Below are 19,104 nucleotides of genomic sequence, written 5' to 3'. Positions count from 1 at the left end.
GGCGGTGCGGGTGACGTCCGGCGGGGGAGAATGGGTTCATGCGGCTGCGCGCACTGGCCTCGGCCGCCGCCGGACTGACGCTCCTGGTGGGGGCGGGCTGCACCGGCGGCGGTGACGAGAGCGCGCGGAGCACCCCGTCGGCGACCCCGAGCCCCCGCACCTCCGCCGCCTCCCCCACGCCCACCCCCGCCGAGCCCGTGGACCCGGTGTCGATCCAGGCCCTGATCGAGCGCGAGCACCGTGGTTCGGGCCTGCGTCTCGGCACGGTCCTGGCCCGCACCGACGCCTACACCTCGTACGCCGTGACGTACCAGAGCGACGGGCTGACCGTCTCGGGGCTGATGAACATCCCCGCGGGCAAGGGCCCGTTCCCGGCGCTGGTGCTCGCGCACGGGTACATCGACCCGGCCGTGTACACCACCGGCCGCGGCCTGGCCCGGGAGCAGGACCTGCTGGCCCGCCGGGGCTACGCCGTCCTGCACACCGACTACCGCAACCACGCCCGCTCCGACGACGACCCCGACAACGACGTGGGCCTGCGCCTGGGCTACACCTCCGACGTGATCGGCGCGGTGCTGGCGCTGCGCGACTCCGGCCGGCCGGAGATCGACGGCGACCGGATCGGGCTGCTCGGCCGCTCGATGGGCGGCGGGGTCGTGTACAACACGCTGGTGGTGGCGCCGGGGCTGGTCGACGCGGCCGTGGTCTTCGCCCCGGTCAGCGGTCGCCCGCAGGACAACGTCGACCGGTTCCAGCGCGGCGAGGGCGACCCGCTCGCCGCCGAGATCGACGCCGCGCACGGGACGCCCGAGGAGGACCCGGAGTTCTGGCGGAACGTCTCGCCGCTGACCTTCGTGGACCGGGTGACCGAACCGCTGCTGATCCACCACGGCACCGCGGACGACACCTGCCCCCTCGCCTGGACCCGGCGGACCGTCGCCGCGTTCGAGGGCGCCGGCAAGGACGTGGAACTGCGCCTGTACCGGGGCGAGGGCCATACCTTCGGACCGCGCTGGCCGGACTCGATGGAGGCGACGATCGCGTTCTTCGAACGGCATCTGCGCTGATCCGCACTCTCGACGCGGGGCCCGGCGGCGGGCAGAGTTCTCCTCGACGTACGCGCGAGTAATGAGGAGCCCCCGTGACCAGCTGGGTCGGCCTGACCGCCGTCGAGATCGCCGCCGCCGTACGGGAGAAGCGGGCCACGCCCCGGGAGGTGGTCGCCGCGCACCTCGACCGGATCGCGCGTCTGGACGGCCGGGTCGGCGCCTTCCGCACGGTGCGCGGGGAGGCGGCGCTCGCGGAGGCGGAGGCGGTCGGGGCCCGCGGCGATCTGGCCGAACTGCCGCTCGCCGGGGTGCCGGTGGCGGTCAAGGACAATCTCGCGGTGGCCGGAGAGTCGCTGCGGGCGGGGTCGGCGGCGACCTCCGACGCGCCGGTCGCCGACGACCATGTCACGGTGGCGCGGCTGCGCGCGGCGGGCGCGGTGGTGGTGGGGCTGACCAATGTGCCGGAGCTGTGCGTGTTCGGCACCACGGACGGGGTGCACGGCACCGCCCGCAACCCGTGGGACACCTCGCGGTCGGCGGGCGGCTCGTCGGGCGGCAGCGCGGCGGCGGTCGCCGCGGGACTGGTGCCGCTCGCGCTCGGCAACGACGGCATGGGCTCCCTGCGCATACCGGCGGCCAACTGCGGCCTGGTGACCCTCAAGCCGGGGCACGGTGTGGTGCCGGCGGGCATCGGCGAGGGCGACTGGTTCGGCATGTCGGAGAACGGGCCCCTCGCCACGACGGTCGAGGACGCCCGGCTGATGCTGTCGGTGCTGGCGGACACGGAACTGCCCGCACCGCCGCCGGGAGGGCTGCGGGTCGCGGTGTCGCTGCGCAGTCCGATCGCGGGGACCCCGGTGAGCGGCCCGTACCGGGCGGCGGCGCGGGAGACCGCGGGACTGCTGATCAAGGCGGGCCACCGGGTGCGCCGCGCCGATCCGCCGTACCCGCTGTCGCTGGGGCCGACCTCGCTCGTCCACTGGACGGCGGGCACCGCGGTCGACGCGCGGGGCCTGGACCGGCGGTCGCTGCACCGCCGGACGCGGGTGCACGCCGCGATCGGCCGGCGCTCCGAGGGCCGGGCCGGGCGGGGTGCGGCCCGTGAAGAACTGCGGCGCCGCCTGGGGCCGTTCTTCGAGGAGTACGACGTGCTCGTGACCCCGGCGCTGGCCCGGCGGTCTCCCGAGGCGGCGCCCTGGCACGAGCGCGGGTGGCTGCGCAATCTGCTGGCGAACACCTCGTACTCGCCGTTCACCCCGCCCTGGAACCTCACCGGCTGGCCCGCGATGGCCGTTCCCGCGGGCACCCTGCCCTCCGGGGCGCCCCGCGCCGTGCAGCTGGTGGGGCGACCGGGGTCCGAGTCCGTCCTGCTGGAGTTGGCCGGCCAGTTGGAGCGGCTGCGTCCCTGGCGGCGGACGGCGCCGCTCGACGAGGAGTGAGCACGAACGTCCGACCGTCCCGGCAGGGCCCGGCGGTCAGAGCGTCTTGTGCATGATGTGCAGTCCCACCCGGCCGTGGCGGGGGTGGTCGAAGGCCTCGGGAACGGTGCCGAGGACGGTGAAGCCCAGGGACTTCCACAAGCCGACCGCGGGGTTGGTCTCGACGACGGAGTTGAAGACCATCGCTTCGAAGCCGTGCGCCTTGGCGGCGGTCAGGACGTGCTCGGCGAGCGCGCGGCCGTAGCCCAGGCCCGCGTGGTCGGGGTCGACCATGAAGCCGGCGTTGGCGACCCGTGCGGCGGGGCCGCCGTAGTTGGGGGTGAGGTAGGCCGAGGCGACGAGGGTGCCGGTCTCGTCCTCGACGACGTAGACGCGCTTCGGGGGGCTGGTCCACAGGGCTCGGGCCGCCTCCTCGGAGGTGTCCCGGGCCCAGGTGTAGGTCTCCCCGGCAGAGACGACACGGTGCCAGAAGGGCCAGATCCGCGGCCAGTCGTCGGCCGCGGCTTCTCTGATCTGCATGGGCGCCAGTCTCGCACGCCCATGCGATCGTCAAGGCAGGAAGGTCGGCCGCCTCAGTCCACGCTGGGCAGGATGTGGGGCTCGGCGAGGTCGTCCTCGTAACCCGCGAGGCGGATCGGGGCGGACCTGGCCCAGACGTCCAGGCTGCCGAGCTCTCCGGGCCGACGGCCCGCGCGCTCCGTACGCTCCTTGGGGCGTGGTTCGCGCTTGGTCTTCTCTGGTGTCACCGCGCACTCCTTATGTGTCGGGTCACCCTCGGGACGGCTGCGCCGGGGCCGTTGTGCCCCGCGTCTGCGGCCCCCTCGGATATGAGTCGAAAGGCAGTTCGGACGCGGTGGCGCCGGTTTCTCGTGCGGAGCTGGCCGATGTGAACCGGCTGTCCCGGGACGGACCGTGGGTGTGGGTGGGACCCAGTAGTGCTGTCCGCCGGCTACAGAGTAACCAAATGAGCGGACCCCCGCTCTATGGCGCTGAAAACTCGGGGTTACTGTCTGAAGACGTCCTGTTTTCTCCCCACGCTACTTCACTCTTCCGAGTTCAGTCGCCGTTGGCCGGTTCGCAAGGCGCCCATGGTCTGCTCGGGGGCGGCAACGGCACGTCCGGCGGGGAGGACTGACGCGTGGAACTGCGCAGTGTCGAAGAGCTGATGGATCTGCTGTACGCCTGCCGGGGCACCGGGCCCCTCCCCGGTCGCGGGCCCGACCCGTACCAGCACGCGCTGCGCACCGCCGCGTTGCTGCGGCGCCGCCGGCCCGCCGACAAGGAGCTCCAGGTGGCCGGGCTGGTCCAGGCGATCGGCCCGCTGCTGGGCCCCGGCGACCGGGCCGGCCGCGCGGCCGACGCCGTACGCCACCTGCTCGGCGAACGGGTGGCCCGGCTGGTCCGCGCTCAGGCGCGGGAGTCGGGACCGGCCGACGACGACCTGCTGCGGCTGCGGCAGGCGGGCGAGGAGAGCCACTGCGCCGCCTTCGACGCCGGGGTGCTGGAGGACTGGCGGACCGTGCTGGAGCTGCTGGCGGCCCGCAACTCCCGCCTCGGGGCGGTCGACTGACGTCCGGCCGGTCCGGCCGGACGTCGACCGTCTACCACTTGCCCGGCGCGTAGTCCTTCATGAAGACGCCGTACAGGTCCTCGCCCGTCTCGCCGCGGACGATCGGGTCGTAGACGCGGGCCGCGCCGTCGACCAGGTCGAGGGGGGCGTGGAAGCCCTCCTCGGCGAGGCGGAGCTTGTCGTAGTGCGGGCGCTCGTCGGTGATCCAGCCGGTGTCGACCGACGTCATCAGGATGCCGTCGGACTGGAACATCTCCTGGGCGCTGGTCCGGGTCACCATGTTCATCGCGGCCTTGGCCGCGTTGGTGTTGGGGTGCCCCGCGCCCTTGTAGCCGCGGCCGAACACGCCCTCCATGGCGGAGACGTTGACGACGTAGGCGCGGCCCGAGGCCGCCTTGGCCGCCGCTTCCGCCATCACCGGGCGGAGCTTGCTGATCAGGATGAACGGCGCCGTGTAGTTGCACAGCTGGGTCTCCAGCAGCTCCACCGGGGAGATCTGCTCGATGGTCTGCACCCAGGTGTTGGTGTCCACGACGTCGGGGACGAGTCCGCCCGCGTCGATGGCGGTGCCGTCGCGGTGCCGCTCCACGCTGGCGTTCCCGGCGACCAGGGCCAGGTCGGCGACCTGCTGGGCGTCGAGCCCCGAGACGCCGAGCGGGAGCGCGGTCAGGCCGTCCACGGCACCGGAGTTGAAGGCGCCGATGACCTGGTGGGCGGGGAGTTCACCGGCGGGCAGCGGCGCCGACTCGCCGTCGACGAGGGCGGCGTAGGCCGCGGGCAGCCGCCGTACCGTCTGGGTGGCGTTGTTGATCAGGATGTCCAGCGGGCCCTGCTCGGTGAGCCGGTCGGCCAGGGCGACGGCCTGCGCCGGGTCGCGCAGGTCGATGCCGACGACCTCCAGGCGGTGGATCCAGTCCGCGGAGTCGTCCATCGCCTTGAAGCGGCGGATGGCGTCCTTGGGGAACCGCGTGGTGATCGTGGTGTGGGCGCCGTCGCGCAGCAGCCGCAGCGCGATGTACATGCCGATCTTGGCGCGGCCGCCGGTGAGCAGGGCGCGCTTGCCTGTCAGGTCCGCGCGGACGTCGCGCTTGGCGCGGTTGACGGCCGCGCAGTCCGGACAGAGCTGGTGGTAGAAGTAGTCGACCTCGACGTAGCGCGCCTTGCAGGTGTAGCAGGAGCGGGGGCGCTGGAGTATCCCGGCGATCCGGCCGGCCTCGGTGACCGAGGAGGGCAGGATGCCCTCCGTCTCGTCGTCGATGCGCTGGGCGGAGCCGGTGGCGGTGGCCTCGGTGACCGCCTTGTCGTGGGCGGTCTTGGCGGCCCGGCGCTCCTGGCGGCGGCGCTGCTTGACCGTGCGGTAGACGCCCGCGGTGGCCCGCCGGACGGCGATGGCGTCGGGGTGGTCGACGTCCAGCCGGTCGAGTTCCTCCAGCACGTCGAGGCAGACGGCCAGCCGCTCGGGGTCGATGCCGGGGCCGTGCACGACCTCTTCCGGGGTCGCCGTGCCTTCCTCTGTCACCGTCATCGCCGCTGCCGTTCCCTGCTCACCCGTGCGGCGCTCCGACCGCGTCCGCTTTCGAACGGGGAATTCTACGGAGCGCCGGGCGTGAGAGCCAAAATGCGGTCCGGTCAAGGGTCGCAGGCGGTGATGAGCGTCTCCACCTCCGCGGTGAGGGCGGCGGCGAGCCGGTCGAGGTCGGGGACCGCCTCGCCGTCGGCGACCAGGCCGTAGTGGACCTGGCCGCGGTAGGTCGAGACGGCCACCGCCAGGGACTGGCCGCGGGCCAGGGGCGCGTAGGGGAAGACGGCGGTGACCGGGTTGCCGCCGAGTTTCAGGCCGAGGCTCGGCAGCGGGACGCTGGTGACGAGGATGTCGAACCAGAGCCGGGCGGCCTGGCCGACGAGGGGGCCGCCGAGCCGGTGCCCGAGCGCGGGGACGTGATCGGCGAGCAGGGCCACGGCGCCCGCGCCGCGGTTCGGGCCGGCGTCCTTGTTGCGGTCCATGGCGGCGCGGACGGTCTCCAGGCGGCGCAGCGGGTCGGGGTCGTCGACCGGCAGCCGCATCAGGTAGCCGGAGAGACGGTTGCCCTGGGGCTGCGCGGTGCGCGGGCGGCGCCTGGAGACGGGGATCAGGGCGCGGGGTGTGACGCCCTCGCTGCCGTCGCCGCGTTCGTCGAGCCAGCGGCGCAGGGCGCCGGCGACGACCGCGATCAGTACGTCGTTGACGGTGCCGCCGACGGTCTTGCGCACCCGGTGCACGTCGTCGAGGTCGATGACCACCCCGGCGGTGCGCCGGGTGCCGCCGACGGCCGGGGCGGTGAGCGCGGGGACGGGGCGCGCGGCCAGGGTGGACACGGCGACGGAGGCGCCGATGTCGAGGGCCCGGCCGACGTCGGACAGGGCGCCGCGGACCAGGCCGGGCAGCTTGCGCACGTCCGGCAGCAGACCCCGGGCGGGCTCGGCCGGGCGGGGCCGGGGCGCGGGCAGGTCCATCGGGTCGAGCACGGCCGCGGCGAGGGTCAGCGCGCGCAGCCCGTCGGCGAGGGCGTGGTGGAACTTGAACAGTACGGCGAAGGAGGCGCCGTCCGCGCCGGGCAGCACATGGGCCTCCCACGGCGGCCGGCCGCGCTGCAGCGAGCGTTCCATCAGCCGTCCGGCGACGGCCTGGAAGTCGTCGGTCGGGGCGTGCAGCCGTACGTGGTCGAGGGGGTCGAAGTGGGGGGCGGCCTCGCGGGTGGCGCCGCCGAAGGCGAGCGGGCGCGGGCCGAGGGGCTGCCAGACGTCCCTGATCCGCATCCGCAGACCGGGGACCGCGGCGGCGCGGGCCGCGAGCAGGTCGGCGGCGTGGGCTCCGGCCGTGGGCGAGTGGGCGGTGAAGACACCGAGGGCGCCGAGGTGCATGGGGTGCTGCTCGGACTCGATGTTCCAGAACGCCAGGTCGAGAGGGGCCAGCAGATCCGGGTTCAAGGGCTTGCCTCACGTCGACGACGGGTGGGCAAGCAGTCAACCGCCATGCCGTGATTACGGTCAAGTACGATCAGGATACGCACAGTTAACACCAGATTAAGTCCACCTCTTGGCCGTATCACCGGCCTCCCCGGCCGCAGCCGTACCGGGGGCCACGGCGCGGCGGCTCAGGGCACCCGCTGGCCCTTGCCGAGGGCGATGACGCCGCCCGGGGAGACCGTGTACAGCTCCGCGTCCCGCTCCGGGTTGACGCCGATCGTCGCGCCCGGCGGGACCTCGACGTTCTTGTCGAGGACCGCCCCGCGCACCACCGCGCCCCGGCCTATGTGGACGTTGTCGTGGAGGATCGAGCCCTGCACGACCGCCCCCGGGTCGACGACCACGCCCGGCGAGAGCACGGACCGGGTCACCTGGCCGCGGATCAGGCACCCGGCGCTGATGATCGACTCCCCCGCGATGCCGCCCGCGTTGAACCGGGCCGGGGAGAGCTGGCCGGAGTGCGTGTAGATCGGCCACTGCCGGTTGTACAGGTTGAAGGCGGGGCGCTCGGCGATCAGGTCCATATGGGCGTCGTAGTACGCGTCCAGGGTGCCGACGTCCCGCCAGTAGCCCTGGTCCCGGGCCGTCTCGCCGGGGACGTGGTTCTCGCCGAAGTCGTACAGCTGCGCCTCGCCGCGCTCGGTGAGCTGGGGCAGGATCGAGCCGCCCATGTCGTGCACGGAGGAGTCGTCCTCGGCGTCCCGGTGGAGCGCCTCGACCAGGGTCTTGGTGGTGAAGACGTAGTTGCCCATCGACGCGAAGACGTTCTCGGGGTCGTCGGGCAGTCCGGGCGGATCCGCGGGCTTCTCCAGGAAGCCCTCCACCGTACGGCCGTCGGAGCCGGGGCTGATCACCCCGAACGACGAGGACTCGGCGCGCGGGACGCGGATCCCGGCCACGGTGACCCCCGCGCCGGACTCGATGTGCTGGGCGAGCATCTGGCGCGGGTCCATGCGGTACACGTGGTCGGCGCCGAACACCGCGACGTACTCGGGGCGTTCGTCGTGGACCAGGTTGAGCGACTGCAGGATGGCGTCGGCGCTGCCGAGGTACCAGCGCGGGCCGAGGCGCTGCTGGGCCGGGACCGGGGTGACGTAGTTGCCGAGCAGGCTGGACATCCGCCAGGTGGTGGTGATGTGGCGGTCCAGCGAGTGCGACTTGTACTGCGTGAGCACGCAGATGCGCAGGATGTCGCCGTTGACGAGGTTGGACAGCACGAAGTCGACGAGGCGGTAGGTGCCTCCGAAGGTGACCGCGGGTTTGGCGCGGTCCGTGGTCAGCGGCATCAGGCGCTTGCCTTCTCCGCCCGCCAGCACGATCCCGAGCACCGAAGGTCCGCCACGACGCATGCCCCGCTCCCCTCACCGTGGTTGATCCATCCCTGCCCCGGCGGGCGGCCCCCTACGCCTGTTCGAGGATCTCCTCGTAGAGGCGGACCGTGCGCCGGGCGACCGCGTCCCAGCCGAACTCCCCCACCGCGCGCTGCCGTCCGGCCTCGCCCATGGCGCGGGCGCCCTCCGGATCGCCGAGGACGGAGTCCAGGGCGCGGGCCAGCGCGCCCTCGAAGACCTCGGGGTCCTCGTCCACGTCGACCAGCAGCCCCGTCTTGCCGTCCTCGACGACCTCGGGGATGCCGCCGACCCGGGAGGCCACCACGGGGGTTCCGCAGGCCATCGCCTCCAGGTTGACGATGCCGAGCGGCTCGTACACCGAGGGGCAGACGAACGCGGCGGCGTGGGTGAGGAGTTGGATCACCTCGGGGCGCGGCAGCATCTGCGGGATCCAGTGCACGCCCGCGCGGTGGTGGCTCAGCTCCTCGAAGAGTTCGCGGAACTCCCGGTCGATCTCCGGGGTGTCGGGGGCGCCGGCGCAGAGCACGACCTGCGCGGCGGGGTCGATGTCCCGTACGGCGCGCAGCAGATGGGGCACGCCCTTCTGGCGGGTGATCCGGCCGACGAACAGGACGTAGGGGCGGGTGCGGTCCAGGCCGACCCGGTCGAGCACGTCGGTGCCGTGGTCGGGGCGGTACAGGCCGGTGTCGATGCCGTTGTGGACGACGCGCACGCGCGCCGGGTCCAGCGCCGGGTAGCAGGCGAGGATGTCCTCGCGCATCGCGGCGGACACGGCGACCACCGCGTCCGCGCTCTCGGCCGCGGTGCGCTCCGCCCAGCTCGACAGGGCGTACCCGCCGCCGAGTTGCTCGGCCTTCCAGGGGCGCAGCGGCTCCAGGGAGTGCGCGGTCATGACGTGCGGGACGCCGTACAGCAGCTTGGCGAGGTGGCCGCCGAGGTTGGCGTACCAGGTGTGGGAGTGGACGAGTTCGGCGCCCTGGAGGGCGGCGGCCATCGCGAGGTCGACGGAGAAGGTGCGCAGGGCGTCGTTGGCGGTGTCCAGCGCGGACCAGGAGCGGTGGCGCAGCACGCCCTCGGCGCGGCCCTCTCCCCAGCAGTGCACGTCGAGGTCGACGAGGCCGCGCAACTCCCTTGCCAGGAACTCCACATGGACGCCCGCGCCGCCGTACACGTCCGGCGGGTACTCCCGGGTCAGCAGTCCCACGCGCACCCGCAACCCCCTGTCTCGGCCGAGGTTCCATGGTCACCCAGATGCGGCGCGCGGGGAAGAGCGCGGGGGCCGTGCGAAGCAGCAGTCGCCGCAGACGCCCCCGCCGGGCACCCGGTAGTAGAGGCAGCAGCTGCGCCGCCGGAACGCGGTCCCGGTCAGGGTGCCGGTGCCGGCGAGGAGGGGGTGGCCGAGGAGCCGGGCGGTGAGGGCGCGGGTGCGCTCGGCCTCCTCGCTGCGGCCCCGGGTCCGCGCCCACTGCTCCAGCAGGCGGGCGGAGCCGGCGAGGGCGGAGGCGACGTTGCCCCACAGCAGGCCCTCGGCGATTCCGTAGCGGGTGCGCACCAGGTCGGTCAGTGGTCGCAGGTGGCCCTCCAGCACGGTCTCCGCGAGGTCCCCGGGTGCCGGGCGCACCTCGGTCAGCCACAGGTCGTCGGGGGCGCCGGCGTCAGGGTCCCAGCGCAGGATCTCGGGGTCGAGGTCGGGGAGGGTGCCGTAGCGGACCGCGCAGCCGAGCGCCACCGACCAGAGCCGGGCCGCGAGCCCCTGCTGGGCCACGGAGGCCGCGACGCGGGTCTCGGGAGCGCGCAGGGCCGCCCCCACCTTCCGGACACGGAAAGTCATAGAATCGACGTAAACATCCGATGTTCCGCCGCCGTACGTCTCCGCCAGCGTCGGCAGGGGGCGTGCGGGCGCGTCGGAGGTGCGTAGTACGAAGAAGCCGCCGAGCGGTCGGAGCGCGGTGAGGCCGGGGTCGAGGTCCACGAGGAGCAGTAGTACCAAGTCCGGCCGTAGAACCCTCAGGGGGTGTCACCCACCCTGGGGAGGACGAGTCACGCTCCGTACTCCATCGGTAGTAGGAGTCAATGCCTGCTCAGGTACGACGACGGGAAGAACTTTTGAGGGCATCGTGTTGGCTATGGAAGCCGACCGTTCGCCGCGCGGGACGAAGAGTCCTCGCCTCACGCAGAGGAGCAGCTCATGAGCGCCCTCGCGTTGTCCGTGCTGCTGTCGCTCGTCTCCGCCGTGGCGTACGCGGGCGGGGCGATCGTGCAGGAGCACGTCGCGGTCTCCACACCCGGGACGCAGTACGCGTCGCTGCGCCGGCCCACCTGGTGGGCCGCGGTGGCGCTCAACGGCCTGGGCGGCCTGCTGCACGTGGTGGCCCTCGCCCTGGGTCCACTGAGCCTGGTTCAGCCGCTCGGCGCGCTCACCATCGTGTTCGCGCTGCCGATGGCGGCGCTCTTCGTCGGCCGCAAGGCCGGAGCCACCGCCTGGCGGGGCGCCATCATGGCGACCGTCGGTCTGGCCGGTCTCCTCTCCCTGGTCGGCGCCTCCGAGGCGCAGTCCCTGGACACCGCGCAGCGCACCGCGGTGGCCGCGGTCACCGTGGGCGCCGTGGCGACCCTGACGATCGCGGGCCGGGCGGCCCACCGGCACCCGGTCGTGCGCAGCGTGCTGCTGGCGACCGCGTCCGGCATCGCCTTCGGTATGTCCTCGGTCTTCACCAAGCTCGTCGCCGTCGACTGGAACGGCGGGGTGACGGCGGGCGACCTGCCGTCGCTGGCCGTCATCGGCGTCTTCGCCACCGCCGGTCTGCTGCTGTCGCAGGCCGCCTACCGGGGTGCCGGACTCGCGGCCCCGCTGGCCGTGCTGACGGTCGTGAACCCCGTGGTGGCGGCCGCGGTCGGCATCACGATGTTCGGCGAGACCTTCCGCTACGGCACCACCGGCACGGTGCTCGCGCTGGGCTGCGGTGTGGTCGCAGCGGGCGGTCTGATCCTGCTCACGACGGAGCGTATCCAACGCACCGAGACACACCCTGTTCCGGTTCCGCGGCCGGAACGACCCGCCCCCGCGGTGAGCGCCGAGGACCTGCTGATCGTGCTCCCCGAGCCGCTGCCCAACGCGGTGATCCCGGCCCCCGCCCGGTCCACGGCGAAGGGCGACGCCCCGGCCCCGGTCGCGCCGCCCCACCCCTACGGACCGTTCTACGGCGGCCCGTACGTCCCGCTGCCGGTCCTGGACCGGCACCGTATGCGCGTCAAATCCTGACGCCGCCCGCCCTGAGGTAGGCGACCGGGTCGATGTCCGACCCGAAACCGGGCCCCGTCCGCACTTCGAAGTGCAGATGCGGGCCCGTGCTGTTGCCGGTGGAGCCCGAGCGGCCGACCGTCCGGCCCGCGCCGACCTGCTGGCCGGTGCGCACCGAGATCGCCGACAGGTGGGCGTACTGGCTGTAGCGGCCGTCGGTGTGCCGGATCACCACCTGGTAGCCGAAGGACCCCTCCCAGCCCGCGCTGACCACCCGTCCGTCGGCCACGGCCTTCACGGAGGTGCCGGTGGGCACGGCGAAGTCGACGCCGGTGTGGTAGCCCTTCGACCACAGGCTGCCCGCCTTGTGGTACGGCGTGCCGGTGGGGGCGCTCACCGGGGAGACCATGGTCTTCGTGGAGGCCGCTTGCCGCGGGGTCTCCTTCTTCTCGGCCTTCTCGGCCTTCTCGGCCTGCTTGGGCTTGGTGGCCTGCTTGGGCTTGGTGGCCTGCTTGGGCTTGGTGGCCTGGCCCGAAGCGGCGCGCTCCGGCTCGGCCTTGGTGGAGCCGCCCTTCAACGCGAGCCGCTGGCCGGGCAGGATGAGGTCCGGGTCGGCTCCGACGGTGCTCCGGTTGGCTTCGTACAGCCGCTGCCAGCCGCCGCGCACGTCCTGCTCGTCGGCGATGGTGGAGAGGGTGTCGCCGCGGACCACCGTGTACATCTCGGCGCGGCCGGCCCGGGACTGGGGTGTGGTCTGCGGCCGGACGTCGGCGACGGTGGTCTTCGGTGTCGGCGCGTCGCCGCCCCGGGTGAGGCCGGCCCGTACCGAGCAGACCGGCCAGGCGCCGGGTCCCTGTCCGTCGAGGACCTTCTCCGCCACCGCGATCTGCTCGTCCTTGGTGGCCAGATCGGCCCGCGGGGCGTACCGGGTGCCGCCGTACTGCTCCCAGGTGGACTGGGCGAACTGGAGTCCGCCGTAGTAGCCGTTGCCGGTGTTGATGTTCCAGTCGTTGGTCGACTCGCACGCGGCGACCTTGTCCCAGGTCTCCACGTCGGCCGCCTGCGCGGTGCCGGTGCCGATGAGCGGGATCGCCATCCCGGCGCTGCCCGCCGTGACGGTCAGCGAGGCTCGGTTGATCCTGTTCGGCTGATACCGGCGGTGTCTGCCGCGAACGGCCATATCGGTGCCCCCATCGACATGCGTCAAGTGGGGCCAAAAGTATGCGCTCGTAACAGGCCATGACAAGAAGGCAATCGGCCGTGCTGTGGCTCAAGGGACAGGGGGCGCACTTCCGTTGGAATTCGACTGAGGCGGCGCACCCTTTCCGTGCGTATCTGCCTGTGAGACAGCGCACTGCCCGGAAGTGCGGTCGGCGTACCGGCACGTCAAGATGGTCACTGCGGCAGACTGGCGGGCACGACCGGCACCACGTATACCGGATTTCTTAGGAGCCAACCGAATGAGCACTTCAGCCCAGATCGGCGTGACGGGTCTGGCGGTCATGGGCCGCAATCTCGCCCGCAACTTCGCCCGCAACGGCTACACGGTCGCGGTGCACAACCGGACGTCGGCGCGGACCAACGCGCTGGTCGAGGAGTTCGGTGACGAGGGCGAGTTCATCGCGGCCGAGACCGCCAAGGACTTCGTGGCGGCCCTGGAGCGGCCCCGCCGGCTGGTGGTCATGGTGAAGGCCGGCGAGCCGACCGACGCGGTGATCCAGGAGTTCGCCCCGCTGCTGGAGCCCGGCGACATGATCATCGACGGGGGCAACGCGCACTTCGCGGACACCCGGCGCCGGGAGCGCGAACTGCGTGAGCAGGGCATCCACTTCGTCGGCATGGGCGTCTCCGGCGGCGAGGAGGGCGCGCTGCTCGGCCCGAGCATCATGCCGGGCGGACCGGTGGAGTCCTACGACTCGCTCGGCCCGATGCTGGAGAAGATCTCGGCGAAGGCCGCGGACGGGGCGCCCTGTGTGACGCACGTCGGGCCGGACGGCGCCGGGCACTTCGTGAAGATGGTGCACAACGGCATCGAGTACGCCGACATGCAGCTGATCGGTGAGGCGTACCAGCTGCTGCGCGACGTCGCGGGCTACTCCCCCGCGCAGATCGCGGAGATCTTCCGGACCTGGAACACCGGGCGGCTCGACTCCTACCTGATCGAGATCACCGCCGAGGTGCTGGCGCACGTGGACGCCGCGACCGGCAGGCCGTTCGTGGACGTGGTCGTGGACCAGGCCGAGCAGAAGGGCACGGGCCGCTGGACCGTGCAGATCGCGCTGGACCTCGGCGTGCCGGTGTCGGGCATCGCGGAGGCGGTCTTCGCGCGCTCGCTGTCCGGGCACGCGGCGCTGCGGGACGCCTCCCGCGACCTCGCGGGCCCGAAGGCCACCGCGCTGAGCGAGTCCGAGGCCGCCGCGTTCGCCGACCGGGTGGAGCAGGCGCTGTACGCGTCGAAGATCGTGTCGTACACGCAGGGCTTCCACGAGATCGCCGCGGGCAGCGACGAGTACGACTGGGACATCGACCTCGGCGCGGTGTCGTCCATCTGGCGGGGCGGCTGCATCATCCGGGCCGCGTTCCTGGACCGCATCCGGGCCGCGTACGACGCCCGCGCGGACCTGCCGAGCCTGCTCTCCGACGGGACGTTCGCGACGGAGATCGCCGAGGCGCAGGACGACTGGCGTGAGGTGATCATCGCGGCGACCCGTCAGGGCGTGCCGACGCCCGGCTTCTCCGCGGCCCTCGCCTACTACGACGGGCTGCGCTCGGAGCGGCTGCCGGCGGCGCTCACGCAGGGGCAGCGGGACTTCTTCGGCGCGCACACCTACCGGCGCGTTGACCGCGAGGGTTCGTTCCACACGCTGTGGGGCGGGGACCGCTCCGAGGTCGAGGCGTAGGCGAGCACGAAGGGGGTGCGGGGCCTGGCTCGGCCCCGCCCCCCCCTTTTCGTCGTCTCCGGCCGTCAGCTGAGCGGCGGGCCCGGTTCCGGGGTGGGTACCGGTTCGGGGCCCGGCGGGATCGGGGACGGCCCCGGCTCCGGGACCGGCTGCGGCCCCGGGGGCGTCGGGCTCGGCGGAGGGGGCGTGGGGGTCGGGGCCGGCGGTGGTTCCGGGGTGGGGGTGGGCCCCGGGGTCGGGTCCGGGTGGACCGGGTCGGGGTACGGGTTGGTCATCGTGTCCTCCAGCCTGGGACGATCGGCGGCTCTCTGGACTACTGCCCCGCGTACCCCGTCTCGGGCTCCCCGTCACCCGGCTGGACCCCGGCGGTCGGCGTCCGCCGGCGCGCCGGGCCGGCTCCGGCCCGTGGGGTCAGAACCGGCCGGGGTGCGCGACCAGCCACTCCTTCGCCGCGCGCAGCAGCTCGGGGTCGGCCGCGGGGGCCTCCTCCGGGTGGCGCTCGGCCCACTTCACGACGTACGGGCACAAGGGGGCGACGACGATGCCCTCGCGCTCGGCGGTGGCGTAGAGCTCCCTGGCGAGGGAGCCCGCGATGCCCTTGCCCTCGTGGGCGGGCTCCACGATGGTGTGCACGGGGACCAGGGCGCGCGCGGGGCTCTCGAGGACGAAGTACTCGATGTGGCCGACGACTTCGTCGCTCTGAAGGGCCTCCAGGCGGCCGCCCGCCCGGTCGTCGCGGATCTCGGTGTCGCTCACTGGCACGCTCCTGGTCGGTCTCACCCGGTTCAGGCCGGCACGGCCTGCGGGCTGCGTTCCTGGTCCGAACCCGGCACCGGCTCGGACGGGTCGGCGCCGAGGGCGACGATGCGGTTGTCGCGGTCCACGTGCACCACGCTCGGCCGCAGGGCCCGCGCCTCGGCGTCGGTCACCTGAGCGTAGCTGATGATGATCACAAGATCGCCGGGGTGGACGAGATGGGCGGCCGCGCCGTTGATCCCGATCACTCCGGAGCCGCGTTCGCCCTCGATGACGTAGGTCTCCAGCCGGGCGCCGTTGGTGATGTCGACGATGTGCACCAGTTCGCCGGGCAGCAGGTCGGCGGCGTCGAGCAGATCGGCGTCGATGGTCACCGATCCCACGTAGTGCAGGTCGGCCTGGGTGACGGTGGCTCGGTGGATCTTGGACTTGAACATGGTGCGCAGCATGTTGAACTCCTGGAGGACGGCTCCCTGCCTGCTTTGTGCAGGTCAAGGGCGGTATCGACCTTACACCGGGACACGCGGTCGAGAATTGTGAGGAACATCGCTCCGCTCGGGCGAGACGGCTTCACGCCTGGGCTTTCGCTCCGCACCGGCGCTTGTTTCAGGCAATCCTCCAGGCAGGCCCGGCGACTCGTGCCGACCGGATGCCGACTTGCCCGATGAGCCGTCAAAGGTACGGGGGCCGATGCTGTCAGCACTGGTAGGGCGCCCTGGCCGACCTCGGTTTCGTCGGCCCGGGCGACCAGCACGACGACGCCCCCGTGATCGTCACCGGCCGCGAGGCCACCCGGAACCACCGACTCACCGATGCCGGGAAGGAAGCGAACCGGCTGATCAGCCGCGAACGCGCCCCGTCGAGCACGGGTTCGCCCGCCTCCGGTCCCGGCGCGTTCCCGACCGCTCTCCGGCCGTCGTTCCCGAACGGTCCTCGGCCGACGGTCCCTCGCTCTCGCCTGGAACAATGGCGATCAGTCACAGCGGGGCGGCGCGACCGGTCGGGCGCCGTTCTTGCCGCGGCCGGGGAGGACGGTGCCCGGCGACGGTGCGGCCGAGGGCGGCGATGCCGTCGGAAGACGGGCTGAGAATACGGAGTGCTGCAGTTCATGCGGTTTCGAAAGAGCGCTGTCATCGCGGTTGCGTGTGCCTTGGTCGCCGGTGTCTCGGGGGACCGTGCCGGCACCTCCGCGCCCGCGGGGGGACCTGTGGAGGACCTCCTGGACGGCAGGGACTGGGCCCACTTCGCCGGCGGGAAGCCCACGCCCACAGGGGTCCGGATCACACCCCTGGACCGGCGCATCACACGCCAGGACGGTACCGGCGGACAGCCGAACCCACCGGTGAACCTGCGCGGTCCCCACCTGGTGTTCCGCGGGGATGTCCGGATCGAAGCCGGCCTGCGGCGCACGGATGACACGGATGCCTACCTGCATCTGTACGGTGAGACGCCGGTCATCTACGACGAATGGCGCTACGAGCGGCGCGGGGTGCGCATCGGCGTGGTCGGCGGGAGGCTCCGGATCGACCGCTGGGACGGGGACTCCGACAGGCCGGCGATGACCCGGACCTTCGGGAGCGGCCTGGGGCTCGGAGTCCGCCTCGCCGTCGAAGTCCGCGCGAACAGGCTCGTGCTGGAGGCCGACGGCAGGGTCGTGGGAACCGTTCCCGCGCGGGACGTCTTCGGCAGTGGCCGCATCTGGTTCGGCGCGGATGCGGGAGTCCGCGGGAGGGGCTGGACCCTCAGCGATCTCCATGCGCGGTCACTGGGACGGGGCCGGATGTCCGTCGTGGACGCGCCTGGGCTGCGAGTGCCCCGGTCCAGCGATGCGATGCGTGATCTGGCGGCGGTTCTCCCACGTCCGATCCGGATGGGAACAGCCCTGGCCGCGGGCCCCTTGCTGACTGACAGCGCCTACCGCCGGACGGCGGGTGAGGAGTTCTCCATGCTTACGCCGGAGAACGACTTCAAGCCGCAGTTCGTCCAGCCTCGACGCGGCGTGTTCGCGTTCGCGGAAGGCGACACCTTGGTGGATTTCGCCGAGGCCAACAGGATGAAGGTGCACGCCCACACCCTCGTCTGGTTCGAGGCCCTGCCCGCGTGGATGCGCGCAGAGATGACGGACGAGCAACGCAGGCGCGTCATGGTGGAGCACATACGCGCGGTGGCGGGCCACTTCCGGGGGAAGGTGGCGGAATGGGACGTGGTGAACGAGCCCATGTCCGACGAGGACGAGGACTACTCCAACGGCAACCGGGGCGTGCGGCCACAGTTGTGGTCCGAAGCGATGGGTGAGCAGTACATCGACATCGCCTTCCACGCTGCCCGCGAGGCCGACCCGCACGCGGTGCTCTACCTCAACGAGTACGGGGTGGAGGAGGACGGTCCACGCTGGGATGCCCTCCACGCGCTGCTGGTCCGGTTGAAGGAGCGGGGCGTTCCGATCGATGGCGTCGGTTTCCAGGACCACGAATACGCCGTCGGCGACCGTACCGACCCCGAGGTCTTCCGACGCAAGGTCCGGGCTCTGGCCGAGCTCGGCCTGAAGGCCCGGGTCTCGGAGGCGGACGTCCTCGTCGACGAGGACGAAGAGGACATCCAGGCCCGCCAGTTGGCGGGGAAACTCGCAGTCTGCGGCGAAGAGCCCAACTGCACCTCGTTCTCGACCTGGGGGTTCACCGACAAGTACGGCTCCACCGCTGACCTGCGCCACTATCCCCCGAGTCCGGGAAACGCTCTTCCCTGGGACGATACGTACGAGGCGAAACCCGCCTACTGGGCTCTGCGTGACGTCCTGGACGACGCTCGCCGCTCAGGTACCGGATAGGTGCGGCGAACACCGCGAACAACCAGCGGGATCGTTTCATCCTGATTCCGCATTCCGCAGCTCGCGGGGCTGAGGGTGGGGCTGGTGCGGTCCGGGAGTGACGGACTCCTGCCGGTCGGGATCATGATCACTGCGGGGGTGCTCGCCGGTCCCCTCCGGACCGGTGCTCGCGGGGACGGATTTCCCCTGCTTGCCAGGGAGGATCGGGCCGCCGTACAGTCCGTGCACCCGGCTTGGCCGGCCGCTTCGTTTATCCCCTTTGAGCACATGAGGAGCGCCCGGTATGACGGGTGTTATGGCGGTCGCAGGCGGCACCGCATCCGGCAAGTCCACCCTTGCCGAAGCCCTGTCGCTGCAGTGTCCCGAGAGTGTCGCCCTCGTCCATCTGGACGACTACTACGTGCCCGCGCACGACCCTCTGAGGGGCGTGTGGACGGTCAGTGCCGACGGGCACCCCATCCTCGACTGGAACCATCCCGGGTCGATCGACGAGACAGCGGTGGCGGACGCCATCGACGCGGCGCTGCTGCGCCCCGGCGTGCTGCTGGTGGTGGTCGAGGGCCTGTTCGCGCTGTCGCTGCCCTCCGTGGTGCGGCGGGCGGCGTGGCGGGTGTTCGTGGACACCCCCGACGACATACGGCTGGCCCGCAAGATCCTCCGGAAGATCGAGGTGCAGCGGCAGGACCCCCGACTGTCCCTGCGCAACTATCTGCAGACCGGCAGGGACCGCCACGCGGACCACGTCGCGCCCTCCCGGGCGGCGGCCGATCTGGTCGTGGACGGGACCGCGAGCGAGGCGGAGATGCTGGCGGCCGTCATGCCCCTGATCAGGCCGGTCCTCGCGCCGCAGCACGCGGCGCCCTCGCGGGGGCAGGTGGCACGCGCTGTCCCCCGTGCCCCCGGGGTCCCCGCGCTCGCGCTGTGACGTGCCCGGGGCTTCCGGCCCCGGCGGGGGCGCCGCGCT

General features: G+C 72.5%; 17 protein-coding genes. 7 read left to right on the top strand and 10 right to left on the bottom strand.

All coding sequences use genetic code 11. The annotated features are described in order from the left end of the window. The first annotated feature begins 38 nt into the window (after positions 1-38). The gene (locus ABT296_RS13350; protein WP_351926481.1) at positions 39-1,067 is read left to right on the top strand and encodes an alpha/beta hydrolase family protein; all 1,029 of its coding nucleotides are present in this window, start codon (positions 39-41) and stop codon (positions 1,065-1,067) included. Positions 1,068-1,141: 74 nt separating this feature from the next. Continuing rightward, positions 1,142-2,488 carry an amidase gene (locus ABT296_RS13345; RefSeq protein ID WP_351926479.1) on the top strand — a complete coding sequence of 449 codons (1,347 nt, stop codon included), beginning with the start codon at positions 1,142-1,144 and terminating at the stop codon, positions 2,486-2,488. A gap of 36 nt (positions 2,489-2,524) precedes the next feature. On the opposite strand, the gene ABT296_RS13340 is transcribed toward ABT296_RS13345, so the two are convergent. Both ABT296_RS13340 and ABT296_RS13335 read right to left on the bottom strand, forming a co-directional pair. Next, complete coding sequence (locus ABT296_RS13340) at positions 2,525-3,007, bottom strand: GNAT family N-acetyltransferase (RefSeq protein WP_351926477.1); 483 nt, start codon at positions 3,005-3,007, stop codon at positions 2,525-2,527. Between the two features lie 53 nt (positions 3,008-3,060). After that, the gene (locus tag ABT296_RS13335) at positions 3,061-3,234 is read right to left on the bottom strand and encodes a hypothetical protein (protein ID WP_351926475.1); all 174 of its coding nucleotides are present in this window, start codon (positions 3,232-3,234) and stop codon (positions 3,061-3,063) included. A 392-nt stretch (positions 3,235-3,626) separates the two neighbouring features. Here ABT296_RS13335 and ABT296_RS13330 point away from each other — a divergent pair, with 392 nt between their 5' ends. Then, a complete protein-coding gene (locus ABT296_RS13330; protein ID WP_351926473.1) occupies positions 3,627-4,058 on the top strand; it encodes a hypothetical protein in 432 nt (143 codons plus the stop codon). A 31-nt stretch (positions 4,059-4,089) separates the two neighbouring features. Here ABT296_RS13330 and ABT296_RS13325 read toward each other — a convergent pair whose 3' ends face one another. The 5 genes from ABT296_RS13325 to ABT296_RS13305 form a co-directional block, all read right to left on the bottom strand. Then, a complete protein-coding gene (locus ABT296_RS13325) occupies positions 4,090-5,583 on the bottom strand; it encodes an SDR family NAD(P)-dependent oxidoreductase (RefSeq protein WP_351926471.1) in 1,494 nt (497 codons plus the stop codon). 104 nt (positions 5,584-5,687) lie between these two features. Further along, positions 5,688-7,025 (bottom strand): wax ester/triacylglycerol synthase family O-acyltransferase, encoded by a 1,338-nt coding sequence (locus ABT296_RS13320; protein WP_351926469.1) that lies wholly within the window; start codon positions 7,023-7,025, stop codon positions 5,688-5,690. A 167-nt stretch (positions 7,026-7,192) separates the two neighbouring features. Further along, a complete protein-coding gene (gene glgC / locus ABT296_RS13315) occupies positions 7,193-8,413 on the bottom strand; it encodes a glucose-1-phosphate adenylyltransferase (protein WP_351926467.1) in 1,221 nt (406 codons plus the stop codon). A gap of 52 nt (positions 8,414-8,465) precedes the next feature. Beyond that, positions 8,466-9,626 (bottom strand): glycogen synthase, encoded by a 1,161-nt coding sequence (glgA, locus tag ABT296_RS13310; protein WP_351926465.1) that lies wholly within the window; start codon positions 9,624-9,626, stop codon positions 8,466-8,468. 33 nt (positions 9,627-9,659) lie between these two features. Next, complete coding sequence (locus tag ABT296_RS13305) at positions 9,660-10,406, bottom strand: (2Fe-2S)-binding protein (protein WP_351926463.1); 747 nt, start codon at positions 10,404-10,406, stop codon at positions 9,660-9,662. A 198-nt stretch (positions 10,407-10,604) separates the two neighbouring features. Between ABT296_RS13305 and ABT296_RS13300 the strand changes: the two genes are divergently transcribed. After that, the gene (locus tag ABT296_RS13300) at positions 10,605-11,678 is read left to right on the top strand and encodes a DMT family transporter (protein ID WP_351926461.1); all 1,074 of its coding nucleotides are present in this window, start codon (positions 10,605-10,607) and stop codon (positions 11,676-11,678) included. On the opposite strand, the gene ABT296_RS13295 is transcribed toward ABT296_RS13300, so the two are convergent. Further along, positions 11,668-12,837: a transglycosylase family protein gene (locus tag ABT296_RS13295; RefSeq protein ID WP_351926459.1), complete on the bottom strand. Its 1,170-nt coding sequence runs from the start codon at positions 12,835-12,837 to the stop codon at positions 11,668-11,670. The two genes, ABT296_RS13300 and ABT296_RS13295, sit on opposite strands and share 11 nt — an antisense overlap. Positions 12,838-13,117: 280 nt before the next feature. On the opposite strand from ABT296_RS13295, the gene gnd reads away from it, so the two are divergent. Beyond that, the gene (gene gnd, locus ABT296_RS13290; RefSeq protein ID WP_351926457.1) at positions 13,118-14,557 is read left to right on the top strand and encodes an NADP-dependent phosphogluconate dehydrogenase; all 1,440 of its coding nucleotides are present in this window, start codon (positions 13,118-13,120) and stop codon (positions 14,555-14,557) included. 411 nt (positions 14,558-14,968) lie between these two features. Here gnd and ABT296_RS13285 read toward each other — a convergent pair whose 3' ends face one another. Together ABT296_RS13285 and panD are read right to left on the bottom strand one after the other, a co-directional pair. Continuing rightward, the gene (locus ABT296_RS13285) at positions 14,969-15,313 is read right to left on the bottom strand and encodes a GNAT family N-acetyltransferase (RefSeq protein ID WP_351926455.1); all 345 of its coding nucleotides are present in this window, start codon (positions 15,311-15,313) and stop codon (positions 14,969-14,971) included. Between the two features lie 29 nt (positions 15,314-15,342). Beyond that, the gene (panD, locus tag ABT296_RS13280) at positions 15,343-15,762 is read right to left on the bottom strand and encodes an aspartate 1-decarboxylase (RefSeq protein ID WP_351926453.1); all 420 of its coding nucleotides are present in this window, start codon (positions 15,760-15,762) and stop codon (positions 15,343-15,345) included. A gap of 647 nt (positions 15,763-16,409) precedes the next feature. On the opposite strand from panD, the gene ABT296_RS13275 reads away from it, so the two are divergent. Together ABT296_RS13275 and ABT296_RS13270 are read left to right on the top strand one after the other, a co-directional pair. Next, the gene (locus tag ABT296_RS13275; RefSeq protein ID WP_351926451.1) at positions 16,410-18,140 is read left to right on the top strand and encodes an endo-1,4-beta-xylanase; all 1,731 of its coding nucleotides are present in this window, start codon (positions 16,410-16,412) and stop codon (positions 18,138-18,140) included. Between the two features lie 283 nt (positions 18,141-18,423). Beyond that, a complete protein-coding gene (locus tag ABT296_RS13270) occupies positions 18,424-19,065 on the top strand; it encodes a uridine kinase family protein (protein ID WP_351926449.1) in 642 nt (213 codons plus the stop codon). Positions 19,066-19,104: the final 39 nt, after the last annotated feature.

The sequence above is a fragment of the Streptomyces sp. NPDC000983 genome (assembly GCF_040299205.1).
Lineage (GTDB): Bacteria > Actinomycetota > Actinomycetes > Streptomycetales > Streptomycetaceae > Streptomyces.
This window is presented reverse-complemented; position numbering and strand designations above follow the sequence as displayed.

What these genes read in the sequence shown, in the direction of transcription:
- panD (WP_351926453.1), bottom strand. Translation starts at nt 15,762, where the DNA reads ATGCTGCGCACCATGTTCAAGTCCAAGATCCACCGAGCCACCGTCACC.
- ABT296_RS13340 (WP_351926477.1), bottom strand. Translation starts at nt 3,007, where the DNA reads ATGCAGATCAGAGAAGCCGCGGCCGACGACTGGCCGCGGATCTGGCCC.
- ABT296_RS13295 (WP_351926459.1), bottom strand. Translation starts at nt 12,837, where the DNA reads ATGGCCGTTCGCGGCAGACACCGCCGGTATCAGCCGAACAGGATCAAC.
- glgC (WP_351926467.1), bottom strand. Translation starts at nt 8,413, where the DNA reads ATGCGTCGTGGCGGACCTTCGGTGCTCGGGATCGTGCTGGCGGGCGGA.
- ABT296_RS13325 (WP_351926471.1), bottom strand. Translation starts at nt 5,583, where the DNA reads ATGACGGTGACAGAGGAAGGCACGGCGACCCCGGAAGAGGTCGTGCAC.
- ABT296_RS13270 (WP_351926449.1), top strand. Translation starts at nt 18,424, where the DNA reads ATGACGGGTGTTATGGCGGTCGCAGGCGGCACCGCATCCGGCAAGTCC.
- ABT296_RS13350 (WP_351926481.1), top strand. Translation starts at nt 39, where the DNA reads ATGCGGCTGCGCGCACTGGCCTCGGCCGCCGCCGGACTGACGCTCCTG.
- gnd (WP_351926457.1), top strand. Translation starts at nt 13,118, where the DNA reads ATGAGCACTTCAGCCCAGATCGGCGTGACGGGTCTGGCGGTCATGGGC.
- ABT296_RS13300 (WP_351926461.1), top strand. Translation starts at nt 10,605, where the DNA reads ATGAGCGCCCTCGCGTTGTCCGTGCTGCTGTCGCTCGTCTCCGCCGTG.